This window comes from Methylobacterium sp. Leaf99 (assembly GCF_001422375.1).
Taxonomy (GTDB): Bacteria; Pseudomonadota; Alphaproteobacteria; order Rhizobiales; family Beijerinckiaceae; genus Methylobacterium.
Map to the genome: position 1 here is coordinate 1,696,445 of NZ_LMMU01000001.1, position 22,340 is coordinate 1,718,784.

Sequence of the window (22,340 nt, forward strand, 5' to 3'; positions counted from 1 at the left end):
GCTCCCGAAGGTCTCGCAAGTACCACGGGTCCCCTCTCCTGGAAGGAGAGGGAGCCTGTCGCGCTTGACGCCGGCAAGCCGCATTCATCTTGTGGACGTAAGCGATGCTCAACGCCGCCGTGCCGCCTCCGAGGCGATGCGCAGGAGGGTGCTCGATGCGTTGGCGTGGGCGAGGTCGGGCGGAGAGCGGCGGCAGGCCAGCACAGCCTCCTGCAGCAGCTGGATCGCGTGGCGCAGGGCCGGGGGCGTCCAGCGGGCGAGCTGGGTCTCCACCGTGGCCTTGCGCCGGAAATGCAGGCCGCGCCAATTGCCGACCATGAGGCTGGCGCTCTGCCCCTCCCCGGCGAGACGGGTGCTCAGGAGCGTCAGGGCGTGGCGCAGGGCCGAGCCGAGCATCATCGACGGGTCCATGCCCTCGTGGCGAAAGCGCCGGTAGTCGCGCTCGACGTCGGCGCTGCGGCCGGAAAAGGCCGCGTCGATGAGGGTGTTGAGGACGCTGGCGGCGACGTCGCTCACCACGGCCTCGACATCGTCGAGGCTGACGGTGTCCTGCCCGCGGGCGTAGAGGGCGAGCTTCTCGATCTCCGACAGGCTGGCGCCGCGATCGCCGCCGAGGCTGGTGGCGAGGACGTCGCGGGCCTCGCGGGCGATGCGCAGGCCCTGCTCCTGCAGGGTGCGCTCGATGAGATCGCCGAGGGCGCGCTCGTCGTCGGGGTAGCACGGGATCGCCAGGGCCTTGGGCGACTTCTCGCAGAGGGTGCGGAGCGGCGCGGTCTTGGCGAGATCCCCGGCCTCCACGACGATGCGGGCCTGGGTGATTTCCGCCTTCAGGGCGGCTTCGACGGCCGGCGCGTAGTTGCGGCTGCCCGCCCGGACCCAGATGGTGCGGTTGCCGCCGAACAGGCCGACGGTGCCGGCCTCGTCGACGAGGCGGCCGGCATCCTGGGCCAGGGTGTCGCCGTCGATCTTGACCATGGCGAACGGGTCGCCCGGATCGGAGACGAAGGCCTCGGCGAGGCGCTTGGCCCGTTCGAAGACGAGGCCGGTGTCCGGCCCGTACAGCAGCAGCACGGCGATGCGCGGGTCCGGCCCGCGCCGGATCAGCGCCTCGACGTCGCCGGCCTTGACGGCGGTCATGCGGGCGAATCCGTCAGGGCTTCGTCACCAGCACGGAGGCGAGGCGGGTCTTGATCTGCTCCGACAGGGTCTTGGCGAGGCGGATTTCGGCGTCGCGGGCGGCACGGAGCGAGGCGAAGCGCTGCACCGAGCGGTCGTAGGTCGCCGTCGAGGTGGCGACGCCCTCGCTGATGATCTTGGTGCCGTCGAGGTTCTCCAGGGAGTACTTGACGTTGGCGATGATGGTGCCGGCCTCGGCGCGTCCGGTCTGGGACGAGACGATGGGGGTCTGCACCGTCTCGCTGCCCTGCATCTTCAGGCGGTAGCGCTTGGTCGAGGGCTGGCCCGACCCGTCGAGGTCGAAGATCAGTTCGCTGCGCAGGTAATGCCCGATGCGCTCCTGGCCCTGGGCCATGTTGACCTCGTCCACCTGCACGGAGGCGAGCAGGGCCGCCATCGGCTCGCCCGAGGCCGTGGGGCCGTAGAGGGGCCGGAAGCAGGCGGACAGGTTGAGGCCGAGGGCGCAGACCAGCGCCACCCGCATCGCCCGGTAGGCGCGACCGTTCCGCTCCGTCCGAATCGCCAAACGCATCATGCCGCCGCCGTCCCGATTGCCCAGCTTCGCTGTGTACGGCGAACCCATGCCCGCCGTCACCCTAATTGGCCCGAGGTTTACGCTTCGTCTCCGGCTGGATCGTGGCATCGTCCTTTTCCGAAAGCCGGCAACCACCGTTCGGGACGATGCCCTACACCACCAGATTGACGATCCGGCCCGGCACCACGATCACCTTCTTCGGCGCCCGGCCTTCGAGGGCCTTCTGCACGGCCTCGTCGGCCAGGGTCAGGCGCTCGACCTCGTCCTTGTCGGCCTCGCGCGGCACGGTGACGTCCGCGCGCTTCTTGCCGTTGAGCTGGACGGGGAGGGTGATGGAATCCTCCACCAGCAGGGCGCGGTCCACCACCGGCCAGGCGGCCTGGGCGGCGAGGCCGTCGCGGCCGAGGGCCTGCCAGCATTCCTCGGCGAGATGCGGCATCATCGGCGCCACGAGCTGGGTCAGGATGCCGGCGGCCTCGCGGGCGGCCCCCGCGGCGACGCCGCCGCGCAGGGCCTCGTCGAGGGCGTTGGCGAGGGTGTAGATGTGGGCGACGCAGCGGTTGAAGCGCAGGCGCTCGACATCCTCCTCGACGGCGGCCAGGGCCTTGTGCGCGGCCTTGCGCAGGGCCGCGTCGTGGGCGCCCGGCATGCCGTTCGCCTGCGCCGCGAGGGAGACGAGGCGCCAGACCCGCTGGACGAAGCGGGCGGCGCCCTGGACGCCGTCCTCCGTCCAGATCACGTCGCGCTCCGGCGGCGAGTCGGAGAGCATGAACCAGCGGGCGGTGTCGGCGCCGTAGCTGGCGATGATGTCGTCGGGATCGACGACGTTCTTCTTCGACTTCGACATCTTCTCGATGGCGCCGATGCTGATCGGTGCGCCGGTTTTCACGTGGAACGCCTGGCGCTCGCCGGACTCCGCCGCGATGCGGATGTCCGCCGGCTGGACCCAGGCGCCGGCGGCATCCTTGTAGGTCTCGTGGACCACCATGCCTTGGGTGAACAGGCCGTCGAAGGGCTCGGACACCCCGGACCAGCCCGTGGCCTGCATCGCCCGCATGAAGAACCGGGCGTAGAGCAGGTGCAGGATCGCGTGCTCGATGCCGCCGATGTATTGGTCCACGGCGAGCCACTGGTCGACGGCCGTGCGGTCCGTGGGCGCATCCTGCAGCCACGGCGCGGTGAAGCGGGCGTAGTACCAGGACGAATCCACGAACGTGTCCATGGTGTCGGTCTCGCGCCGCGCCGGCTTCCCGCAGGTGGGGCAGGGGACGTCGCGCCAGGCATGGTCGCGCTCGAGGGGATTGCCGGGCACGTCGAACGAGACGTCGTCGGGCAGGCGCACCGGCAGGTCGGCGACGGGCACCGGCACCGGGCCGCAGGCGTCGCAGTGGATGATCGGGATCGGGCAGCCCCAGTAGCGCTGGCGCGACACGCCCCAGTCCCGCAACCGGAACTGCACCTTTCGCCCTGCGACGGGGGCGCCGGACAGGGTCTCGGCTTCGAGGCGGTTGGCGACGGCGTGGAACGCCTCGTCCGTGGTCATGTCGTCGAGGAAGCGCGAATTGATCATCCGGCCGTCGCCGTCATAGGCCGTGTCGGTGACGACGAAGGTCTTGGCGTCCTGATCCTCGGGACAGACCACAGGGGTGTTGCCGAGGCCGTACTTGTTGGCGAAGTCGAGGTCGCGCTGGTCGTGGGCCGGACAGCCGAACACGGCGCCGGTGCCGTACTCCATCAGGACGAAGTTCGCGACGTAGACCGGCAGCAGCCACGACGGGTCGAGGGGATGGCGCACCGTCAGCCCCGTGTCGAACCCGAGTTTTTCCGCCGTATCGATGGCCGCCTGGGCCGTGCCCGTGCGGCGGCATTCCTCAATGAAGGTCTGCAGATCCGGCCGCGCGGGCGCGAGCGCCGCCGCGATGGGGTGATCGGCCGCGATGGCCAGGAACTTCGCGCCGAACAGGGTGTCGGGGCGGGTGGTGTAGACCTTCACCTCCGGTGCCACACCGGGGGGCGGCGCGTCCACGGCGAAGCGGACCTCCAGCCCCTCGGACCGGCCGATCCAGTTCTTCTGCATCACCCGGACTTTTTCCGGCCAGCGCTCCAGGCCGTCGAGGGCATCGTAGAGGTCCTGCGCGAAGTCGGTGATCTTGAAGAACCACTGGGTCAGCTCGCGCTGCTCGACGAGGGCGCCCGAGCGCCAGCCGCGCCCGTCGATGACCTGCTCGTTGGCCAGCACCGTGTGATCCACGGGGTCCCAGTTCACCTTGGCCGTACGGCGGGTGACGAGGCCCTTGCCGAGGAAGTCGAGGAACATCCGCTGCTGGTGCTTGTAGTAGTCGGGATCGCAGGTGGCGATCTCGCGGCTCCAGTCCAGCGACAGGCCCATGCTCTGCAACTGGCCGCGCATGGTGGCGATGTTGGCGTAGGTCCACTCCCGCGGGTTGACCTTGCGCTCCATGGCGGCGTTCTCGGCGGGCAGGCCGAAGGCGTCCCAGCCCATGGGGTGCAGCACGTTGAAGCCGCGGGCGCGCTTGTAGCGGGCGACCACGTCGCCCATGGCGTAGTTGCGCACGTGGCCCATGTGGATGCGGCCGGACGGGTAGGGGAACATCTCCAGCACGTAGTATTTCGGCCGGGCGTCGTCGTTCTTCGTCGCGTAGATGCCGGCCTCGGTCCAGGCCTGCTGCCAGCGCGGCTCGGTCTCCTTGGCGTTGTAGCGCTCGGGCGGGGCGGGGCGGGCGGGGCTGGTCATGGCTGGCGCCGTTCACTGTCAGGGGAGCGGCCGGCATCGCGGTCCGCTGGGTAGAAGGGGTCGGCCGCCGGACTAGCACGCGGCGTCATCCGGTCAACACGAAGCACCCGCCGGGAGCCCCGCCTTGCGGCCTGCGTTCGGAATGGTAGTCCGACCCTCAGACCCCGTCACCGACCCGAGAACCAGCCCCATGGCCGACAGCCCCTTCGCGTATGCCCACCCCGATCCCGCCGATGTGGTGGCCGGTCTCGCGGCCGTCCGTGAAAAGATCCGGCAGGCGGCGGAGGATTCCGAGCGCGATCCGGTCTCCGTCAGCCTGGTGGCCGTCTCGAAGCTCATCGCGGCCGAGGGCATCCTGCCTGCCCTGGAGGCCGGGCACCGGGTGTTCGGCGAGAACTACGTCCAGGAATCGAAGGCGAAGTGGCCGGCCCTGCGGGAGCGGTTCCCGGACGTGGAGCTGCACCTCGTCGGGCCGCTCCAGTCGAACAAGGCCCGCGAGGCGGTGGAGCTGTTCGACGTGATCCACGGCCTCGACCGCCTGTCCCTGGCCGCGGCGCTGGCCAAGGAGATCGCCAAGGAGACCACGAGGAGCGGCCGGACCCCGAAGCTGCTCATCCAGGTCAACACCGGCGACGAGGCGCAGAAGGCCGGGGTGTCGCCGGCGCAGGTCGACGTGCTGCTCGCCGAGTGTCGCGACACCCACGGGCTCGCCATCAACGGCCTCATGTGCATCCCCCCCGCCGAGGACCCGCCTTCGGCGCATTTCGCCCTGCTCGCGCGCATCGCCGAGCGCCACAACCTGCCGATCCTGTCCATGGGCATGAGCGCGGACTACCCGGCCGCGATCCAGATGGGGGCCACGCATGTCCGCGTCGGCACGGCGATCTTCGGGGCGCGGCCGGCGCGCCCGTGAGACGTCTCAGCCGGGCAGGGCGGTGACGACCCGCCCCATCGCCGCGTGCAGGCCTTCGGCCTCGGCGGCGCCGAAGGCGGCTTCGAAGGCGTCCTGGGCATGCCGCCACAGGGGGAGACCGGCGGCGAGGCGGTCCCGGCCCGCCGCGGTGAGGCACAGGGCGCGGGTGCGTCCGTCGGCGCCGGGGCCGACGCGCACGAGGCCGTCGCGCTGGAGCGGCCGCAGGGCCCGCCCGAGGGTGGTCCGGTTCATCACCAGAGCCTCGGCCAGTTGGTTGATGGACGCGGTTTCGAGGCGGCCGAGACGCGACAGCACGGCGTATTGCGACGCCCGCAGGCCCGTCGGGGCGAGGTGGCGGTCGTAGAACTGCGTCAGCTGTCGCGCCCCCTGGCGTGCCGTCTGGCAGTGGCACGGCGTGACCTGGGCCGGCTTCATCATCGATCTGTCCTCACGAAGGCATCCGGCCACGCACAAAGGCCTCCGGCCACGCTTGTGTGATGCGTGCATATGCGCCTATTTCGCCCAACGCGCCGCGTGGCGCGTCGTTCGCGGAGCCCCGCCTATGCCCCATGGGCCCCTCGCCCCCTTGGCAGTCCCGGCCGGCACCCCGGCGATCCGGCCGGTGCCGTTCGGCCCGATCGGGCCCTTCGCCGCCGCTCCGATGAACCGCTGACCATGCGGCTATCCGATCCACATCCGCGTGCGCGGGCCGAGCCGGCGCAGGAGCCGGGCGAGATCGGCGCGCTTCAGGGCGACGCAGCCCTCCGTCGGCGTGTAGCCGGGCCGGGCGCAGTGGAAGAAGATCGCCGAGCCGAGGCGCTTCCGGATCGGTCCGCGATTGTAGTCGAGGTCGATGACGAGGTCGTAGAGCCCGTCATCGCGCCACATCCGCTCCGCGCTGACGGGGCAGGGCAGGGCGACGGGCCGGTTGTAGCGCCGGTCGCCGGCTGCGTCGCACCAGCCGTCGTCGCGTCGCGTCGGGCGCAAGGGGAGGGCGGTGCGCGGGCGGATGGCGAAGACGTCCGGGCGGTAGACGCCGCCCCGCAGGCGGAACCGTCCCCGGGGCGAGCCGCCATCGCCCTCGCGCTTGCCCCGGACCATCCCCGAACGGCCCAGGGCGCAGGACATGACGACGGGACCGGCCAGGACCTGTCCACGGGTGCGATCGCCCACGAGCGGTCGGACCCGCAGGCGCGAGAGGGTGGTTCGCTTCATGGGGCGTCTTATCGCCCGGCGGCGCGCGGGAGACCATCCTCGCCGGAGCCGCGGCCCCTCGGCAGTTTGCGTCGCCGCGCAGCTGAAACTTTTGGCCGTCATCACCCGTTTGTGAGGAAACCGCGGACGTGTCCGTCCGGGCCCTTTTGTTCTTCTCAACCTTTCTTTTCCATCGAAGCCGTTCTTCCCGAGCTTTTCCTGTCAAGACGGTCCTCCCGATCAAGACAGTCCAGTCTTGGCAGGCGGTCCGGTCCCTTCGTCCTCTCCCCCCGGCATCCGCTTGGCACGGACGCCTCCGCCCTTCCCTTTGCCTGAGGATCACGCGCCACTCGTGTGATCCCGTTCGTGCGTGAAAGTCGTCCGGCCGATGCCCAATATCCATCGCCTGCTGATCTGCGACGACGATGCCGCTTTGCGGGAGACGTTGTCGGAACAACTCGATCTCTACGAGGAATTCCGCGTGATCGGCACGGGTGATGCCAGCGGCGCCATCGCCTGCGTCACCGATGGGCGGATCGACCTCGCGGTGATGGATGTCGGATTGCCGGACATGGACGGGCGCGAGGCCGTTCGCGCCATGCGCCGCAACGGCTATCGCGGCCCCGTCATCATGCTCACGGGCCAGGATTCCGAGGACGACACCGTCGAGGGCCTCGAGGCGGGCGCCAACGACTACGTCACCAAGCCGTTCAAGTTCGCCGTGCTCCTGGCCCGCATCCGCGCCCACCTGCGCAGCCACGAGGCGAGCGAGGACGCGGTGTTCCAGATCGGGCCCTACACCTTCCGTCCCGGCGCCAAGCTCCTGGTGGACGCACGCGGGTCGAAGCTGAAGCTCACGGAGAAGGAGACCGCGATCCTGCGCTTCCTCTACCGCGCCGGATGCGCCGTGGTCGGCCGGGACACCCTCCTCGCCGAGGTCTGGGGCTACAACGCCCAGGTGACCACCCACACCCTCGAGACCCACATCTACCGCCTGCGCCAGAAGATCGAGCCGAACCCCGGACTCGCCGCGATCCTCGTCACCGAGGGCGGCGGCTACAAGCTGCTGCCGTAGTCGCGCGCCGCCGCTTGCGCTAAGCTCGCGTGGGTGAACGGGGGACGGGACGGCTTGGGGCTCGACGAAGACATCGCGATCCTGGCCGCCGCGCCGTTGTTCTGGTTCCTCGGCCGGGATGCCCTGCGGCTTCTCTCCTTCGCCGCCGAGCGGCGCAGCCTCGCCCCCGGCGACCGGCTGTTCGCCCGGGGCGACGCCTCGGATGGCGGCTTCGTCGTCCTGTCGGGCACCATCGCGTTGGCCCCGCGCGTGGCCGGCGGCGAGACGGTGACGGTGGGCCGCTCGGCCCTCGTCGGCCGCCTCGCCCTGCTCCTGCCCGGGGAACGTCCCACGGACGCCCATGCGGCGGCGGCGGCGGAGGTGATCCGCATCACCCCCACCCTGATGCGCAGGGTGCTGGCGGAGTTTCCGCAGGCCGCCCAGGCCATCCACGACGAACTCGCCGACGATCTGGCCGTCCTCGCCCGCGACCTCGATGACGTGCGCCTGCGGTTCGATGCCATCGCGCCCTGACGCCTGGCCGCGCGAATGACGGAATGATCACGAACGCGTGAGCGCTTTCCTAAGATGTGCGGGCGCATGATCGCGTCGTCGATCACGCGCCCGCGGTTGGCCGCGCCCCGCGCGGTCCGACCCCGAGGGCCGCCAACCCAAGGGGTCGCCAGGACGATGCCGAACACTCTCGAGAATGCCCGCCAGAACGCCCGCCAAGACGCCCACAAGGACGCCCGCCAGGACGAACCCCGCGAGCAGCGTGTGCGGATGGCCGGAGCCGTCTTCCTCGGCCTGGCCGTCGTGGGAGCGGTCTGCGCCGGCACGGTCTATTCGGACCGGATCATGGTCTGCCACGAGACCAACAGATATCTCACGGACCAGAACTACATCGACATCATGATCGCCAACATCGTCCGCGAGGGCGACCATGGCGGACGCGCCTACGGCAACACCGTCGATTATCTCGGCGACCGCACCGAGTGCTGCATCATCGAACGGATCACCGACCGGCTGCCGTCGGGGGCCCCCGGCAAGCCGGAAGTCTCGGTCTCGGCCAAGTATTTCAACACCACGCGCCAGGACTACGTCGTCATCCAGCGCCGCTTCGACGCCTGCGGCCACGCCGCGTCGAAGCCCCTAACCGCCGGTTGAGGTGACAGGACCGGCGGGCTTTTGTAAGCACGAAGCCCTCGTCTCACCCCCCGGAAGCCGCCATGTCCCACGCCGACCTCGCCACCACCATCGAGACCGCCTGGGAGGAGCGCGCCGGCATCGACACCGCCACCAAGGGCGCCGTGCGCGAGGCCGTCGAAAACGCCCTCGACCTCCTCGATTCCGGCAAGGCCCGGGTCGCCGAGAAGGTCGACGGCGACTGGCAGGTCAATCAGTGGCTCAAGAAGGCGGTGCTGCTGTCCTTCCGCCTCAACGACATGGAGATCATCCACGGCGGCCCCGACGGCGCCACGTGGTGGGACAAGGTCCCGTCCAAGTTCGAGGGCTGGAAGAAGAAGCATTTTCGCGAGGCCGGCTTCCGGGCCGTGCCCGGCTGCGTCGTGCGGCGCGGCTCCTACATCGCGCCCGGCGCGGTGCTGATGCCGTCCTTCATCAACCTCGGCGCCCATGTGGGCGAGGGCACCATGGTGGACACCTGGGTCACCATCGGCTCCTGCGCGCAGGTGGGGAAGAACTGCCACATCTCCGGCGGCGCCGGCATCGCCGGCGTCCTCGAGCCGCTCCAGGCCAACCCGGTGATCATCGAGGACAACTGCTTCATCGGCGCCCGCGCCGAGGTGGCCGAGGGCGTGATCGTCGGCGAGGGCAGCGTGCTGTCCATGGGCGTCTACATCGGCGCCTCGACCAAGATCATCGACCGCTCGACGGGCGAGGTCATGTACGGCCGGGTGCCGCCCTATTCCGTCGTGGTCTCGGGCACCACGCCCGGCAAGGACCTGCCGGACGGCACGCCGGGGCCGGGCCTGTACTGCGCCGTCATCGTCAAGCGCGTCGATGCCGGCACCCGCTCCAAGACCGCCATCAACGAGCTGCTGCGGACCTGACGCCGGCCGCCGCGCACCTGACGGACCTGCCGGACCCCGACGGGGTCGCTTCGATCCCGAGCGAAGGGACCCATATTGTGTCGCATGTCGGGGGGAGGGGGCCGGCCCCATCTTCCCGACACCGGACCCGTTGAGAACGCGCGATGATCGAGCCCGCCTGTTCCGCCCGCAGCCTGTCCCTCACCGTCATGGGACGGCCGATGCCGACGCCCTGCGACGTCATCGGCAACGGCCCCGAGGCCCTGCTGCTCCCGGCCCTGTCGTCGATCTCGGCCCGGGCCGAGATGCGGCCCCTCGCCAAGGACCTCGGCCTGGACTTCCGCTGCCACGTGCCCGACTGGCCCGGCTTCGGCGACCGGACGCGGGCGCGGATCGCCCTGACCCCCGCCACCCTGCACGCCTTCCTCGACGCCCTCCTTGCGGTGGAGCGCGGTCCCTACGCCCTCGGCGTCGCCGCCGGTCACGCGGCGGGCTACCTCGTGGCGGCGGCGTCCCGACATCCCGGCCTGTTCGGCCGCCTCGTCCTGGTGGCGCCGACCTGGCGCGGGCCGTTGCCCACCATGATGGGCCCGGACCGGCGCGGCCTCATCGCCGGCATCCGCCGCGCCGTCGAGCTGCCGATCCTCGGCGAGGCGCTGTACCGCCTCAACATCAGCCCGCCGGTGATCGGCCGGATGATGCGGGCCCACGTCTACGCCGACCCGGCCCACGTCACGCCGGGGATCATCGCCGACAAGCACGCCGTCACCCGCCATCCCGGCGGCCGCTTCGGCACAGCCGCCTTCGTCACCGGCGGCCTCGACCCGTGCGGGACCCGCAAGGACTTCCTCGACCTGTTCGCGGATGACGGCCTGCCGCCGATCCTCGTCCTGCGCCCGGAGCGCGCGCCGCGCCGGTCCGGCGCGGAGATGGACGCCCTCGTCGCCACCGGCCACGTCGCCCGCGCGTCGATCCCCGGCGCCCTGAGCCCGCACGAGGAGTATCCCGGCGAAGTCGCGGCGGCGATCCGCGCCGGGTGAGCGATGGCGGACGCCGCGACACGCGGCGGTGAGCGGAGTCGGAATGACGGTTCGGTCGGGCGCCGTTCAGGTGCGGTCCGGATAAGATGCACCGAGTGCCATCGGACCGTTACAAGGGAACCCTATGGCAGAAGGCCGCTTCCCTTTCGTCGCCCCCTTCCGTTCACGCTTCCAGAGACGCCGATGGCCCGCCTGCCCTTCGCCCTCGTCCTCCTCGCCGCCGCGGCCTGGGTTCCGCCGGTCCTGGCGCAGGAGGGGCAGCAGCCCCAGAAGCCCGCTTCCGCGCCGCCCGTCGCCAACACCCCCGTGACGCCGGGCAAGGCCGCGCGCCAGCCCTACCTGTCCGACGCCGCGGCGCCCGACACCGTGAAGATCCTGCCGGCCCCGCCCCGCGGCCAGTCGGCGGCGGAGACCGCCGACAAGGCGGCCTTCACGGCGACCCGGTCCCTCAAGGGCACCCCGCGCTGGGACCTCGCCACCACGGACGTGGCCGACGGCGCCTCGGCCATCCTCGACGATTTCGCCTGCGTCATCGGCCAGCGCATCGACCAGACCCGCGCGCCCGCCCTCATGACCCTGCTGGAGCGCAGCCGCCTCGACATCACCCGTGCCCTGCGCGGTCCCAAGGAGCATTACCGGCGCATCCGCCCCTTCGTCGGCAACGACGCGGAGATCTGCGTCGTCCGCTCGGCCGAGATCGCCAACGCCTTCAGCTTCCCGTCGAGCCACGCCACCCAGGCCTGGACCTACGCCTCGATCCTGGCCGCCCTGATGCCCGAGAAGGCGACGGACTTCTTCCTGCGCGCCCGCTCCTACGGCGAGAGCCGCGTCGTCTGCGGCCTGCACTGGATGACCGACATCCAGGCCGGGCGCACCACGGGGAGCATCGTCTTCGCCGCCCTCCAGGGCGATGCCGGGTTCCGCGCCGACCTGGAGCGCGCCCGCACGGAGGTGGCCAAGCTCGTGGCCGGCGGCGGCGCGGCCCCGGACCAGGCGGTCTGCAAGCGCGAAGCGACGGGATACGATTCCATCCTCTGACGCCAGCTCCGGTTGATCAATCCGGATTGAGCAGCCGCGACGGGCCCCCTCTCCTGTCCGGTTACCGGATTCACACAATTGCGAACGGGTCGATCTCGTGCAGAGACAGGGCATCTGACGGCATCCGGATGCGGGCGTGAAGCCCACGGGTGCTCCCTCTCCTGGAAGGAGAGGGTTGGGGTGAGGTGTGTGGACTCTCCGAAAAGGTCACACACCTCACCCTGTCCCTCTCCTTCCAGGAGAGGGGACCCGCATGGCACCGCGTCACCGAACGGATCAGGCGGAAACCGTATGACGCCTCGACGCCAACATCACCGGCCCGATCCCGCGCCGGTGATGCCCCGAAATGAAAAGGCCCGCCGGAGCGCTCCGGCGGGCCTTTTCTTTGTCACGTGAAACCGGGTGGCCTACCGCCGGGCGGACGCCGGATCCGCCGCCGCCCGCTTCCGCCTCCGGCGGCGGGTCAGCATGTTGAGGCCCTCGACGCCGGCCGAGAACGCCATGGCCGTGTAGATGTAGCCCTTCGACACGTGGGCGCCGAAGCCTTCGGCGATGAGCGTCATGCCGATCATGATGAGGAAGCCCAGGGCCAGCATCACCACCGTGGGGTTGGCGGCGATGAAGCGCGAGAGCGGGTTCGCCGCGAGCAGCATCACCGTCACGGCGACGATCACGGCCACCACCATGATCGGGACGTGCTCGGTCATGCCCACCGCCGTGATGATGCTGTCGATGGAGAACACGAGGTCGAGGACGAGGATCTGGCCGATGGCCGTCGCGAACCCCAGGGTCGCGGCCTTGCCGAGCCCCTTGTCCTCCGGCTCGGGCTCCATGGTGTGATGGATCTCCTTGGTGGCCTTCCACAGGAGGAACAGGCCGCCGCCGATGAGGATGAGGTCGCGCCAGGAGAAGCCCTTGCCGAACACCGCGAACACCGGCTGCGTCAGGGCGACGATGTAGGCGACGGTGCCGAGCAGCCCGAGCCGCAGCACCAGGGCGAGGCCGATGCCGATGCGCCGCGCCCGGTCCTGCTGGTCGGCCGGCAGCTTGTTGGTGAGGATCGAGATGAAGATGAGGTTGTCGATGCCGAGCACCACCTCCATCACGATGAGGGTGGCGAGGGCCGCCCAGGCGGTCGGGTCGCTGAGGAGGGGAAGGATGCTGTCCACGGGGAGGCTGTTCCGAACGTCCAGAAGGGCAGGGGCTAGAAAGGCAGGGTGAAGCCGGGGCGCACGACGCCCGGGCGCTGCGAGGCCTCGGGCGCGAAGATGCGCACGGCCTTCGGCACCACCTTGAAATGGGCCGGGGTGTAGGTCGAGAGTTCGCCGTCGGTGTTCACCGGCCGGGGCTTCTTCGTCTTCACCACGATCTCGGTGGTGTGGAAGGCGCGCACGTCCGCCGCCTTCCCCTGGGTGCCCCGCCGCAGGGCCGGCAGCAGGGCGAGCAGCCGCCACCAGTGCTTGACCTCGAGGCTGTAGAAATCGAGCTTGCCGTCGTCGACGGTGGCCGTCTCCTCCACGGTCATGCCGCCGCCGTAGTGGCGGCCGTTGCCCACCGAGACCTGGATGGTGGTGATCGTCTCGGTCTGGCCGTCGTGTTCGAGGTAGACCGTGAACGGCCGCACCCGGCGCAGGACCCGCAGGGCGGCGATGCCGTAGCCGATGGTCCCCCACTTCTTCTTCGACTCGGCCGTGAGGTCGCCGGCGAGTTCGGCCGAGAAGCCGATGCTGGCGACGTTGAAGTAGTAATGTCCGTTGACGCAGCCGAGGTCGACGGGCCGCGCCTCTTCGCTGGCGATGAGGCCGGCCGCCGCCACGGGGTCGGGGGGCAGGCCGAGGGACCGGGCGAGGTCGTTGGCGGTGCCGAGCGGCAGGATGCCCAGCGGCAGGCCGGTCTCGACGAGGGCGGGGGCCGCCGCGTTGAGGGTGCCGTCGCCGCCGCCGAGGATCACGAGGTCGCTCTGCCCCGCATGCCGCTTGATCACGGCGGTGCAGTCGGGATCGCCGGGCGGCTCGAACGGTTCGATGCCGCCCTGGCGCAGGGCGTCGCGCACGGCGTCGAGGGAGAAGCCGCCGTTGCGGGCATTCGGGTTGACGAGGAGCAGGCCCCGGCGGGCGGTCTGGCCGGCGCTCACGCGGCGCTCCCCGGGGTGGTGTCGGCACGGTGCTGGATCGTCATGCGGTTCTGGACCCTCCGGTGCGTTCGCGCCGCGTGAGCGCAAAGGCAGAGACGGGGTCCGACATCACGGTCAACGCCTCGACCGCCAGAGGGGCCCGGACCCGGTACGGTCAAGGTGGGTTGCCGGGCGGGGATGGCAAGGGCGGACGAGGCACGAAACCGGCCTCGCACACGCAGGGCGGGCGCGGCGGCGGCCGCCCGACTGTGACCCCGGCGCCACGGTCGCCGGAGATCGCACGCGCGGGCCGAGGGCGCGAAACCGAGCGCGCTCACGAAACGTTCATCCCTCGATCGACCGAACCCGTCCCCGAGATCCCGTCCTTGAGATCTTCCGAATCGGTCGCGACCCCGGTGATGATGCCATGCGCTACGGTTCGTGTTCCGTCTGTTCCGCCGCGTTGATCGGCTTCGCCTGGTTCGCCGGGCCCGCCCTGGCGCAGTCGCGGCCGGGCTGGGTCGATCCGCCGGCCCGGACCGAACCGGCGGTGCCGGCCCCCCAGGAGAGTGCCGGGACGCCGGCCGCCGGAGGCGAGGCCCTCGACGCGCCGACGGAGCCGAAGTCCGCCGCCCGCCGCGCCGAACGCCCGTCGGTCCGGACGCGGCCGCCCATGCGCGAGAGCCGGCGCCGGGAGGTCGACGGGGACGAGCGGCGGCCCCGCCGCCTGTCGCGGACGCCCGCAATCGCCGCCCCGGCGACACCCATGACCTCGCCCATGGCCTCGGCGGACCGCTTCCCCGAATGGGCCGCCGCCGCCGCGCGCCTGAGCGACGACTACCTCGACAGCGTCTCGGCCCCGGGCCTCGGCATGGTCGCGGCCGCCCCGCGCTTCTATGGCGAGCGCGTGCGGTTCCACGGCCGGACCCTGTCGCTGGCCGCCCTGATGGACGAGAAGCGCCGCTTCGTCGCCCGCTGGCCGGAGCGGCGCTACGAGCCGCAGGGCGGCGCGACGCGCACCGCCTGCAACGCCGCCACGGCGACCTGCATCGTCCAAACCACCTTCGATTACCGCGCCGAGAACCCGGCCAAGGGCGCACGGGCGCAGGGCGTGTCGGAACTCGTCCTCACCCTCGACATGTCCGGCCCGCGCCCGGTCATCGTCTCGGAGACGAGCCGGGTGCTGCGCCGCTATGGTCCGGGGCCGCTCGGCGCTATAGCGGGACGCACGCGCGGGGCCTGACCCCGCCGCGTCGACAGCCCTGGGAGTGGTCCACGCCTTGGAAGCGAGCGCCTTGATACCCCGCGCCCCGCAGGACGCGGACGCCCCCGATGCGGCGCGCGCCGCCTTCGATGCGGAGCGCGCCGCCTTGCGGCTCCGGATCGCCGAGGAGGTCGTGCGCCAGGGCGGCCATCCCCTGGCCCGGCGCACGCTCCAGCTCCTCGCCGAAGCCGCCGTCGAACCCGACCCGGCGCCACCGGGCTACCGGATCCTCGACCGCGACGGCCGGCCGCGCCGCATCACCGATCCGGCGCCCCTGGCCGAGGACCGAACGTCTTCGAAGGGCAAAGCGTCTTCCAAGGACAAGGCGTCTTCCAAGGGCAAACCTCCCGCCCGGACCAAGGCCGCCGCCGAGGGCGAGACCCTCGCCGCAGCCGGGCCCGACCGGGCGATGACCCTCGCCGATGTCGTGACGGACCTGCGGGTCCGGCATCCGGCCCTGTTCGTGCAGCCCGAGGCCGACGATCCGGCGGCCACGGCGGCGAGCCCGACGGAGGCCCCTCCGCCCGAGGTGAAGATCACTACGGAAGCACCATCGAAGCCGGGCGCCGCCGCCCGGTTCGTCGCGGTCCGATCCAGCCAGGTTCGAACCGCCCTCGCCGGGACGGCGACGCGGGGGCGGGCCCTCTCGGCCGGCGCGGCCGAGGGCTGGCGAACCCTGCGCGGACGCCTCACGCCGTCCCGGCCATCGACACCGGCCGAGGCGCCCCCCGCGGCGGGACCGCCCTCGGCCGAACCCGCAGCGGCCGGGACGGGCCGCCTCGGCCCGGTCCTCGGCCCATTCCTCGGCCATGTGGCCGGTCAGGTCCGGGGCCGTCTGGCCGATGCGGGCGGGCGCCTCCGCGGCGCCGGACACGAGGGCGGGGCCCTGCGCGACCGCCGTATCCTCGCCGCCGGAGCCGGCCTCGTCGCGCTCGCCGCCGCGATCACCCTGATCCCGCGATCCGACGACGACACCGCCGCCCCGTCGACTCCGCCCTCGGCGCCCACCGACGCCGCCCCCCGGTCCGAGGCGGCCGTCCCGCCGGCGGCCCCCGCCGAAACGACGGCGCCCGCGGAAGAGGCGGCAAAGCCCACCAACGCCCTCGCCGGCCCCGCCGAGGTCATCGACACGGCGACCCTGCGCGTGGCGGGCAAGCTCGTGCGCCTGTTCGGCGTCGAGTGGGTGCGGGGCGGGCAGGCCGACGAGCTGACGCGCTACCTCGCCGGACGCACGGTCACGTGCCAGCCCGTGGCGGGCAGCGAGGCGCGCCTGTGCAACGTCGAGGGCCGCGACCTGTCGGAGGTGGTGCTGTTCAACGGCGGCGGCCGCGCCTCGTCGGAAGCGACCCCCGACCTCGTCGCCGCCGAGGATCGCGCCCGCTCGGAGCGCCTGGGGGTCTGGGCCCGGTAGGAACCGAAACGGGCGGATTGCATGAAGATGAAGCAATCCCTGCCCACTCCATGCTCAGGGGGCATAGGTGACCTACCCGCTTTCCCCCTCGTCGTTGCAGTGCACAAACCTTACTTTCCGATCAGACGCCGCCGCACGAGACCCTAGGCGGCGAAGACAAAGCCGGAAAGCAAAGCCCGTGACCCTCTCCCTCATCACCAGCCTCAAGTCCCACTGGAAGGACAACGAAACCGCCCGCCAGATCGCCCGGCTGACGGACCGCGAACTCGCGGATATCGGCGCCCAGCACATCGGCGGCCGCATCCTGTCCAAGGCCCAGAACTACCGCGTCGCCGACGGCCTGCGCGGAACGCAATCGCCCCTGCGCTACGCTTCGTTCCCCTCCGCCTGACCGGATGTCCCGGCCAACGCCGGGTTTCCTCGACCGCCTGAACACGCCGGCCCCCGTGGCCGGCGTTTCCATGTGCGGAGCAGCACACGGCGATGCGGTTACCCGAACGCCCCGACCTCGTGCTGGATCATGCCGGAGAGTTCGCGCACCCGGGCGAAGGAGCGGCGGATGGGCTCGAACAGGGTGCTGTGCTCGGCTTCATAGGTGCCGACGTCCCGCGGCCCCGCCGGCTCGCCGAAGTTGAGGCCGAGCGTCGGGTCCGGCGTCACCGGGAAGATGTCCTCCAGCAGCGTCAGGCAGCCGTCGATGTCGAGGCGCAGGAAGCGCTCGATGAGCGCCTCGCGGCTCACCCCCGATTGCGGCCGGAACCCGGGGATGTGCACGGCCAGGAACCAGATCCGGTGGATCAGGGCGAGGCGGATGGCGTGCAACAGGGTCAGGCGGGGCGACATCTTGCCCAGGTCGGGGGCCGCCGCCTGGAGGCTGAGCCAGTCGCAGGTGAGCCGTCCGAAGAGCCGGCGAAGGTCCGGCGCCAGGCGCAGGCGGTCGAGGGCGGTGGCGATGACCACGAGTTCCTCGCGGCGGCCGTCGCGCTGGGTCCGCCGCGCCCGCTCCAGCCACACCGCCGGGTCGAGGGTGTCGACGTAGGCCCTCAGCACGTCGAGGTCGCCGACGCTGGCGGCGTGCTGGACCAGGCGGAAGGCGCGGGAGAACCGCACGGACTCGCGGCGCATGTCGCGAAACAGGTCCGGCGCCCGGCCGGCGGCGCGGCCGATGCCGTGCACGGAATTGGCGAGGAAGCCGAGCTGCTGCAGGATCGCGTTGTTGGGAATCGCCCGCATCTGGCGCGGATGGGTGATCATGGTCGGCCCGCCGCCATCGGACTGGCGCGCCACGGGCCGTGAGCCGGTGCGATCCAGAAGGCTCGGGCCGAAGGTCCCCAGAAGCGCCGCGTAGCCCGGATCGTCCACCAGGGTCTCCATGTCCTGGCGCACCACCGTGAAGAACTCGGCGGAGAAGTCGGCCTCGCCGTAGATCGGGTCGTCGGCCTCGTCGGCGCCGCTCGCCGCATCGGACAGAACGTAGTCGGCAAATGAATCGTCGTCGGCGAGGTCGAGGGCGAAGACGTGCTCGGCGATGCGCTCCACCGTGGCCTTGGCCAGCGGCAGGGTGCCGAACATGAGGTAGCCGTCCGAGCCCTGGAAGCTCGATTCGAGGCGGACCCGGATGCCCGCCGCCCGGTTGCGCCGGCGCGCATCCTCGGGGGCGAGGTAGGCGAGGCGGTCGCGCAGGCTCGTCGGGTGGGCGCCCCGGCCGATGGATTCGCCGTGGGTGTCGAAGATCGCGAGTTCGACCCCCGTGAGGTCGTTCTGCACCATGAGTTCGGTGATGCGCAGGCGCAGGCGCTCGATCCAGAAGCTCGCCGCGAGCTGGCCGACGTAGCGGCCGGAATCCGAGTAGCCGAACTGCACCGTGAGCCGGCCGATGCGCTTGAGGTACTGCCGCCAGTGCGGGTTGCGGAGGGCATCGTCGAGGACGCGGATGCCCTGTTCGAGGGCCGAGGCCGTCTCGAACAGGGGCGTGATCTCGACCTTGTCGGCGATGCCGTAGTGGCGCGCCAGCCAGAGGGCGGCGAGCAGGGTGTAGCCCGTCTCCGTCTCGGCGATGAGGAAGCGCACGGGATGGGTGCCGTCCACGTGCTTGAGGATCTGGGTGATGGTCATCATCAGCCGGGCGGCGGAGGCGCGCTCGGCGGCGAGCGCGCCGAAATCCACGTCGACGGCGTGGACGTCGTTGAGCAGCGCGTGGATCGTCGAAAGGTGGGAGCGCCGCTGGGCGGCGTCCGTGGGCTCGCCCTCCAGATCCGTCACCCGTCGCACGGCGTTGTGGATCTGGCTGGCGTTGAGCCGGAAATGGGGCAGGGCGTTGGAGAGGCCGTGGGTGGCGATGCCCGAGCGCAGGATCGCGATGGCACGCCGCTCCTCGTCCGTGGTGACGCCGCCCATGGCCCCGGCGAGGCCGGCGAGGATGGCGGTGGCGTCGGTCTGGGCACGCTCGCGCTCGATGATGAGGGCGAGGGCGAAGCGGTGCACCGACTCCAGGGACGGCTTGGTGCCGAGCCGGGGGGCCACGGCGAGCTGGCGGTTGACGGCGGCCAGCGCCCCGGCCGTGAGATCGCGCACCACCTGCGTCGCCGGCACCTGCGGCAGGTGGCGCATCACCCGGTCGAGCTGCATGCGCTTCGATTCGATGCGGTAGCGCAGGGTGTCCCACCACCCGATATCCGTGCGCCCGTCGGTGTCGCAGCCGACCCAGCTCGCGATGGCGAAGGGTTTTGGCACGAGCTCCGTCCAGCGGTCGGGCCAGCGCTGGCGGGCGGCGTCCAGGAGGGCGTCGTTGAAGGCGTCCAGGGCCGAGCGGCCGTGATTGGCCGCGACGCAGGCCTGGTCGAACTCGTCGTCGAGGGAGATGGCCGGATCGGGCCGGGTCGAGAGGGCGGCGGCCTTCTCCGTCAGGGGCCGGCGCGCGGCCGCAACCGACTCGCTGGCGGCCTCGGCGATGAGGCGCGCCACGGCCTTGGGCATGCCGAAGGTCGGGTGCGCGGTGAACACCACGGCAAAGCCCGTGCGGCCGACGAGGTCGCGGAACGCCTCGAAATCGCCCTGGCGCTTCGGGATCGCCGCGACGAGGCGGGCCGGTGTGAAGGCCTCGTGCGTCGCGCCCGCATCCCGCTCCAGCCCGACATAGGCCCGCAGGCGCTCGGCCCGGTCCGCCAGGGCGTGCGCCCGCAGCCGGGCGAACAGGCCGTCGAGGGCGTCCTCGTCGATCTCGCCGCGATCGAACCGGCGGGTGATGGCCAGGGTCACGGCCAGCACGGGGTTGCGGAACGGGTCCTCCGCCGCCTGCTCGCGGGATTCCTCGATCAGACCCAAAAGATCCGCTTCGAGGAGGTCCGCTTCGAGGGTCTCGGGGTTCGAAACCGCGTGATCCGGGCTGCGGTCATGCATGCGCATCGCTCGACCTTGATGGGGAGGTGGACGGGGACCGTCATAGGACAGTCCGATGACGATCGGGCAATGCCGGCACGGAACGCCCCGGTGGACAGGCGGCGGCGGATGCCGTTCCGCGCCCCCGGACCGACGGACCGGACCGCCCGCGGACCGGCCGGACGCCACGCAAGGACCGTTCCGGCCCGCGCGGCCGATCACCGCCCCGGTCGCATCGCCGGCCATCCTGGGGTAACGCTGGTGGCGGCATGGAAACCACCCTGATCCTGGCCGCGATCGCGGCCTTCACCCTGTCGTGCATCGTGGTGATGGCCGTGATGGCCCGCGCGCGACGGCCCGAGCTGCGCATGGAGCGCGAGGAAGACCTGATGGAGGATGGCGAGGAGACCCTGATGCGCAGCCTGCAGCCGCCCCGGATCAGCCCCATCGACCGCTCGGCGCCGATCCTGCCCATCGAGCCGCAGGCGGAGGCCCGGCGTCTCCCCCCCGGCGGCGAGCTGCGATGATCGGTCCGCGGATGCGCCCGTCCCGCCTCGCCCTGGCCGCCCTCGTCGCCGCCTGGACACACGCCGCCTCCGCCCAGGCACCGGCCGTGGACGGGCCGGCGGTGGACGACCCGGCGCCCGCGAAGAAGCCGGCGCCCCGGAAGGCGGTCCCGGCCAAGCCGAAGCCGCTCGCGCCCGTCCCGGCGCCCGCCATGACGCCCGCGGCCGTCACGCCCTCAGCCTTGCCGCCGCCCGTGCCCGCCGCGCCGCGTCCGGACCTGACCGTCGCCTGTGCCGAGAAGGCCGCCCTCTACGAGGGGCCGAAGAATTTTTCCGTCTGGGTGACCCGCACGGGGCTCATCGTGGTCGAGAACCCCCTCCTGCCCCTGACGCCGGACTCGGCGCGGGTGCTGCAGGTGGTCATCGCCGGCAAGGTCGCCACGGCCTACGGGCCGGACCTGTTCGCCCTGCGCCGGGGCGGCGCCCCCGCGGTCCTGGAGGGAAGCAAAGGCGGCAGCATCCGCTGGGACGCCACGCCGACGCCCCTGCCCGACACCCTCAACATCGTCTCGGAGGCGGGCCAGCCCCTGGCGCAGCTCGCCTTCCAGTCCTGCGGCGAAGCACCGGTGGTCAAGGCGGCGCCGGTGGCGAAGGCGAAGGCGGCCCCGCGCCCGAAACCGGGCAAGCCGGCCGGACAGGCCGAATCCCCTTCGGGCATGCGGATGCCGGCCTCGGCCCTGGAGCCATGATCATGCGACGGGAAGGAGTACCCATGGGCGCAGCACCGGCCGGCCCGACGGCCGCCGAGATCATCGCCCGCTTGGCGCTGGCCCCGCATCCCGAGGGCGGCCATTACCGCGAGACTTTTCGCGATCCCCGCACCCTCGACGGGCGCTCGGTGGGCAGCGCGATCTACTACCTGCTCGATACGGGCGAGGTGTCCGAGTGGCACCGGGTCGATGCCGCCGAGATCTGGCACTGGCACGCCGGCGCGCCCCTGGTGATCACCCAGAGCCCCAACGGCCACGATGCCGCGGCGGCCCATCTCGGCCCCGACCTCGCGCGCGGCCAGCAGCCCCAGATCGTCGTGCCGGCCGGCCATTGGCAGACGGCCACGAGCCTCGGCGCCTGGACGCTCGTCGGCTGCACGGTCTCGCCGGCCTTCGAGTTTTCGGGGTTCGAGATGGCCCCGCCCGACTGGCGGCCGACGCCGCGGGGATAGGCCGGGCCGCATGCATCGCCACCGCGGGCAACGGCGTCCGGGCCTGCGAAGCGCTGTCCGCTTGAAGGATCGCGAAACGCTCCTTATCCGAGGATGGCGAAGCTCTTGGCGTTCTCCAAGCTCAACTCCATCCCCTTGACCATGTCGTCGTAGGTCAGGAACGCCACCGGCGTTCCCTCGATCCGGGTCTTGAAGCGTCGGTGTTCGAAGCGCTTGCGTTCCATCTCATCGACCAGGCTCGCATCGCGTCCGCACACGACGAGGTAGGCACTGTCATGGATCGGGCCGCCGAACGCGGCGGTCAGCACCGTATCGTTGGGGTGATCGTTGCGAATCCACGCCCAGTCCAGCACCTGCCCGAAGCCGTGTTCGAGCCGCCGCGACCAGTGCCGGTACTGTCGGGTTCCGCCGGCAAACAGGCTGTCGGCCTGGGCATCCTCGAACTCGATCAGGGCGAACTGCCGGAAGTGATCGTTCCCCAGGACCAGATCCGTCCGGAACAGACCCTTGAGGGCCAATTCGAACCGGATCAGATCGGGCGCCCTGATTCCGGCATGGGACGCCAGAAGGCAGCACATTTGTGCGCGCGCCCTGATCTGCGCGACCACCTCGGCCTCGCCGAAGAAGGTCCGCCCGGCAAGCCACGCCTTGAAGGAGAGCAATTCGGTTTCGGCAGCCGAAAGACTGTAG

22 protein-coding genes are annotated in these 22,340 nt (G+C 71.4%); 13 read left to right on the forward strand and 9 right to left on the reverse strand.

Translation table 11 applies throughout. From position 1 onward, the window contains the following. Nucleotides 1–108: 108 nt before the first annotated feature. From holA to leuS, 3 genes are all read right to left on the reverse strand, one after another. Complete coding sequence (gene holA, locus ASF28_RS07735; protein ID WP_056089777.1) at nucleotides 109–1,137, reverse strand: DNA polymerase III subunit delta; 1,029 nt, start codon at nucleotides 1,135–1,137, stop codon at nucleotides 109–111. Nucleotides 1,138–1,150: 13 nt separating this feature from the next. Next, nucleotides 1,151–1,660 carry an LPS assembly lipoprotein LptE gene (lptE, locus tag ASF28_RS07740; RefSeq protein ID WP_244474970.1) on the reverse strand — a complete coding sequence of 170 codons (510 nt, stop codon included), beginning with the start codon at nucleotides 1,658–1,660 and terminating at the stop codon, nucleotides 1,151–1,153. 202 nt (nucleotides 1,661–1,862) lie between these two features. Next, nucleotides 1,863–4,466, reverse strand: coding sequence for a leucine--tRNA ligase (gene leuS, locus ASF28_RS07745; protein WP_056089780.1), 2,604 nt, complete (start codon nucleotides 4,464–4,466; stop codon nucleotides 1,863–1,865). 190 nt (nucleotides 4,467–4,656) lie between these two features. On the opposite strand from leuS, the gene ASF28_RS07750 reads away from it, so the two are divergent. After that, the gene (locus ASF28_RS07750; RefSeq protein ID WP_056089783.1) at nucleotides 4,657–5,379 is read left to right on the forward strand and encodes a YggS family pyridoxal phosphate-dependent enzyme; all 723 of its coding nucleotides are present in this window, start codon (nucleotides 4,657–4,659) and stop codon (nucleotides 5,377–5,379) included. A 6-nt stretch (nucleotides 5,380–5,385) separates the two neighbouring features. Here the strand turns inward: ASF28_RS07750 and ASF28_RS07755 are convergent, their stop codons facing one another. Continuing rightward, the gene (locus tag ASF28_RS07755; protein ID WP_056089785.1) at nucleotides 5,386–5,817 is read right to left on the reverse strand and encodes a MarR family winged helix-turn-helix transcriptional regulator; all 432 of its coding nucleotides are present in this window, start codon (nucleotides 5,815–5,817) and stop codon (nucleotides 5,386–5,388) included. A 243-nt stretch (nucleotides 5,818–6,060) separates the two neighbouring features. Next, the gene (locus tag ASF28_RS07760) at nucleotides 6,061–6,594 is read right to left on the reverse strand and encodes a L,D-transpeptidase family protein (protein ID WP_056089789.1); all 534 of its coding nucleotides are present in this window, start codon (nucleotides 6,592–6,594) and stop codon (nucleotides 6,061–6,063) included. Nucleotides 6,595–6,961: 367 nt separating this feature from the next. Between ASF28_RS07760 and ASF28_RS07765 the strand changes: the two genes are divergently transcribed. The 6 genes from ASF28_RS07765 (at nucleotide 6,962) to ASF28_RS07790 (ending at nucleotide 11,756) form a co-directional block, all read left to right on the forward strand. Further along, the gene (locus ASF28_RS07765; protein ID WP_056089792.1) at nucleotides 6,962–7,648 is read left to right on the forward strand and encodes a response regulator transcription factor; all 687 of its coding nucleotides are present in this window, start codon (nucleotides 6,962–6,964) and stop codon (nucleotides 7,646–7,648) included. Nucleotides 7,649–7,702: 54 nt separating this feature from the next. Next, nucleotides 7,703–8,161 (forward strand): Crp/Fnr family transcriptional regulator, encoded by a 459-nt coding sequence (locus ASF28_RS07770; RefSeq protein ID WP_056089794.1) that lies wholly within the window; start codon nucleotides 7,703–7,705, stop codon nucleotides 8,159–8,161. 156 nt (nucleotides 8,162–8,317) lie between these two features. After that, the gene (locus tag ASF28_RS07775; RefSeq protein ID WP_056089797.1) at nucleotides 8,318–8,794 is read left to right on the forward strand and encodes a hypothetical protein; all 477 of its coding nucleotides are present in this window, start codon (nucleotides 8,318–8,320) and stop codon (nucleotides 8,792–8,794) included. Nucleotides 8,795–8,856: 62 nt separating this feature from the next. Then, nucleotides 8,857–9,699, forward strand: a complete 843-nt coding sequence (dapD, locus tag ASF28_RS07780) for a 2,3,4,5-tetrahydropyridine-2,6-dicarboxylate N-succinyltransferase (RefSeq protein WP_056089800.1) — start codon at nucleotides 8,857–8,859, stop codon at nucleotides 9,697–9,699. Nucleotides 9,700–9,842: 143 nt separating this feature from the next. Continuing rightward, a complete protein-coding gene (locus ASF28_RS07785) occupies nucleotides 9,843–10,718 on the forward strand; it encodes an alpha/beta fold hydrolase (RefSeq protein ID WP_056089804.1) in 876 nt (291 codons plus the stop codon). Nucleotides 10,719–10,901: 183 nt separating this feature from the next. Next, nucleotides 10,902–11,756 (forward strand): acid phosphatase, encoded by an 855-nt coding sequence (locus ASF28_RS07790; protein WP_056089807.1) that lies wholly within the window; start codon nucleotides 10,902–10,904, stop codon nucleotides 11,754–11,756. Between the two features lie 407 nt (nucleotides 11,757–12,163). Here the strand turns inward: ASF28_RS07790 and ASF28_RS07795 are convergent, their stop codons facing one another. Both ASF28_RS07795 and ASF28_RS07800 read right to left on the reverse strand, forming a co-directional pair. After that, nucleotides 12,164–12,925: a TerC family protein gene (locus ASF28_RS07795; protein ID WP_056089809.1), complete on the reverse strand. Its 762-nt coding sequence runs from the start codon at nucleotides 12,923–12,925 to the stop codon at nucleotides 12,164–12,166. Between the two features lie 35 nt (nucleotides 12,926–12,960). Beyond that, nucleotides 12,961–13,890: a lipid kinase gene (locus tag ASF28_RS07800; protein WP_056089812.1), complete on the reverse strand. Its 930-nt coding sequence runs from the start codon at nucleotides 13,888–13,890 to the stop codon at nucleotides 12,961–12,963. 406 nt (nucleotides 13,891–14,296) lie between these two features. Between ASF28_RS07800 and ASF28_RS07805 the strand changes: the two genes are divergently transcribed. From ASF28_RS07805 to ASF28_RS07815, 3 genes are all read left to right on the forward strand, one after another. Further along, nucleotides 14,297–15,112, forward strand: coding sequence for a hypothetical protein (locus ASF28_RS07805; protein ID WP_056089815.1), 816 nt, complete (start codon nucleotides 14,297–14,299; stop codon nucleotides 15,110–15,112). A gap of 25 nt (nucleotides 15,113–15,137) precedes the next feature. Further along, entirely contained in the window at nucleotides 15,138–16,544 is a 1,407-nt protein-coding gene (locus ASF28_RS07810) for a thermonuclease family protein (RefSeq protein ID WP_157085398.1), read from the forward strand. A gap of 178 nt (nucleotides 16,545–16,722) precedes the next feature. Further along, complete coding sequence (locus tag ASF28_RS07815; protein ID WP_056089820.1) at nucleotides 16,723–16,935, forward strand: DUF1127 domain-containing protein; 213 nt, start codon at nucleotides 16,723–16,725, stop codon at nucleotides 16,933–16,935. A 98-nt stretch (nucleotides 16,936–17,033) separates the two neighbouring features. Here ASF28_RS07815 and ASF28_RS07820 read toward each other — a convergent pair whose 3' ends face one another. Then, nucleotides 17,034–19,943: a phosphoenolpyruvate carboxylase gene (locus ASF28_RS07820; RefSeq protein WP_244474926.1), complete on the reverse strand. Its 2,910-nt coding sequence runs from the start codon at nucleotides 19,941–19,943 to the stop codon at nucleotides 17,034–17,036. 248 nt (nucleotides 19,944–20,191) lie between these two features. On the opposite strand from ASF28_RS07820, the gene ASF28_RS07825 reads away from it, so the two are divergent. From ASF28_RS07825 to ASF28_RS07835, 3 genes are read left to right on the forward strand one after another with little or no spacing between them, the layout of a single operon-like run. After that, on the forward strand, nucleotides 20,192–20,449 hold the full coding sequence (locus ASF28_RS07825; protein WP_056089826.1) for a hypothetical protein: 258 nt from the start codon (nucleotides 20,192–20,194) through the stop codon (nucleotides 20,447–20,449). A gap of 11 nt (nucleotides 20,450–20,460) precedes the next feature. Further along, a complete protein-coding gene (locus ASF28_RS07830) occupies nucleotides 20,461–21,177 on the forward strand; it encodes a hypothetical protein (protein WP_157085400.1) in 717 nt (238 codons plus the stop codon). Between the two features lie 23 nt (nucleotides 21,178–21,200). Next, nucleotides 21,201–21,650, forward strand: a complete 450-nt coding sequence (locus ASF28_RS07835; RefSeq protein WP_056089828.1) for a cupin domain-containing protein — start codon at nucleotides 21,201–21,203, stop codon at nucleotides 21,648–21,650. 83 nt (nucleotides 21,651–21,733) lie between these two features. Here ASF28_RS07835 and ASF28_RS07840 read toward each other — a convergent pair whose 3' ends face one another. Further along, on the reverse strand, nucleotides 21,734–22,312 hold the full coding sequence (locus ASF28_RS07840) for a Shedu anti-phage system protein SduA domain-containing protein (protein ID WP_056089831.1): 579 nt from the start codon (nucleotides 22,310–22,312) through the stop codon (nucleotides 21,734–21,736). Between the last annotated feature and the right edge of the window lie 28 nt (nucleotides 22,313–22,340).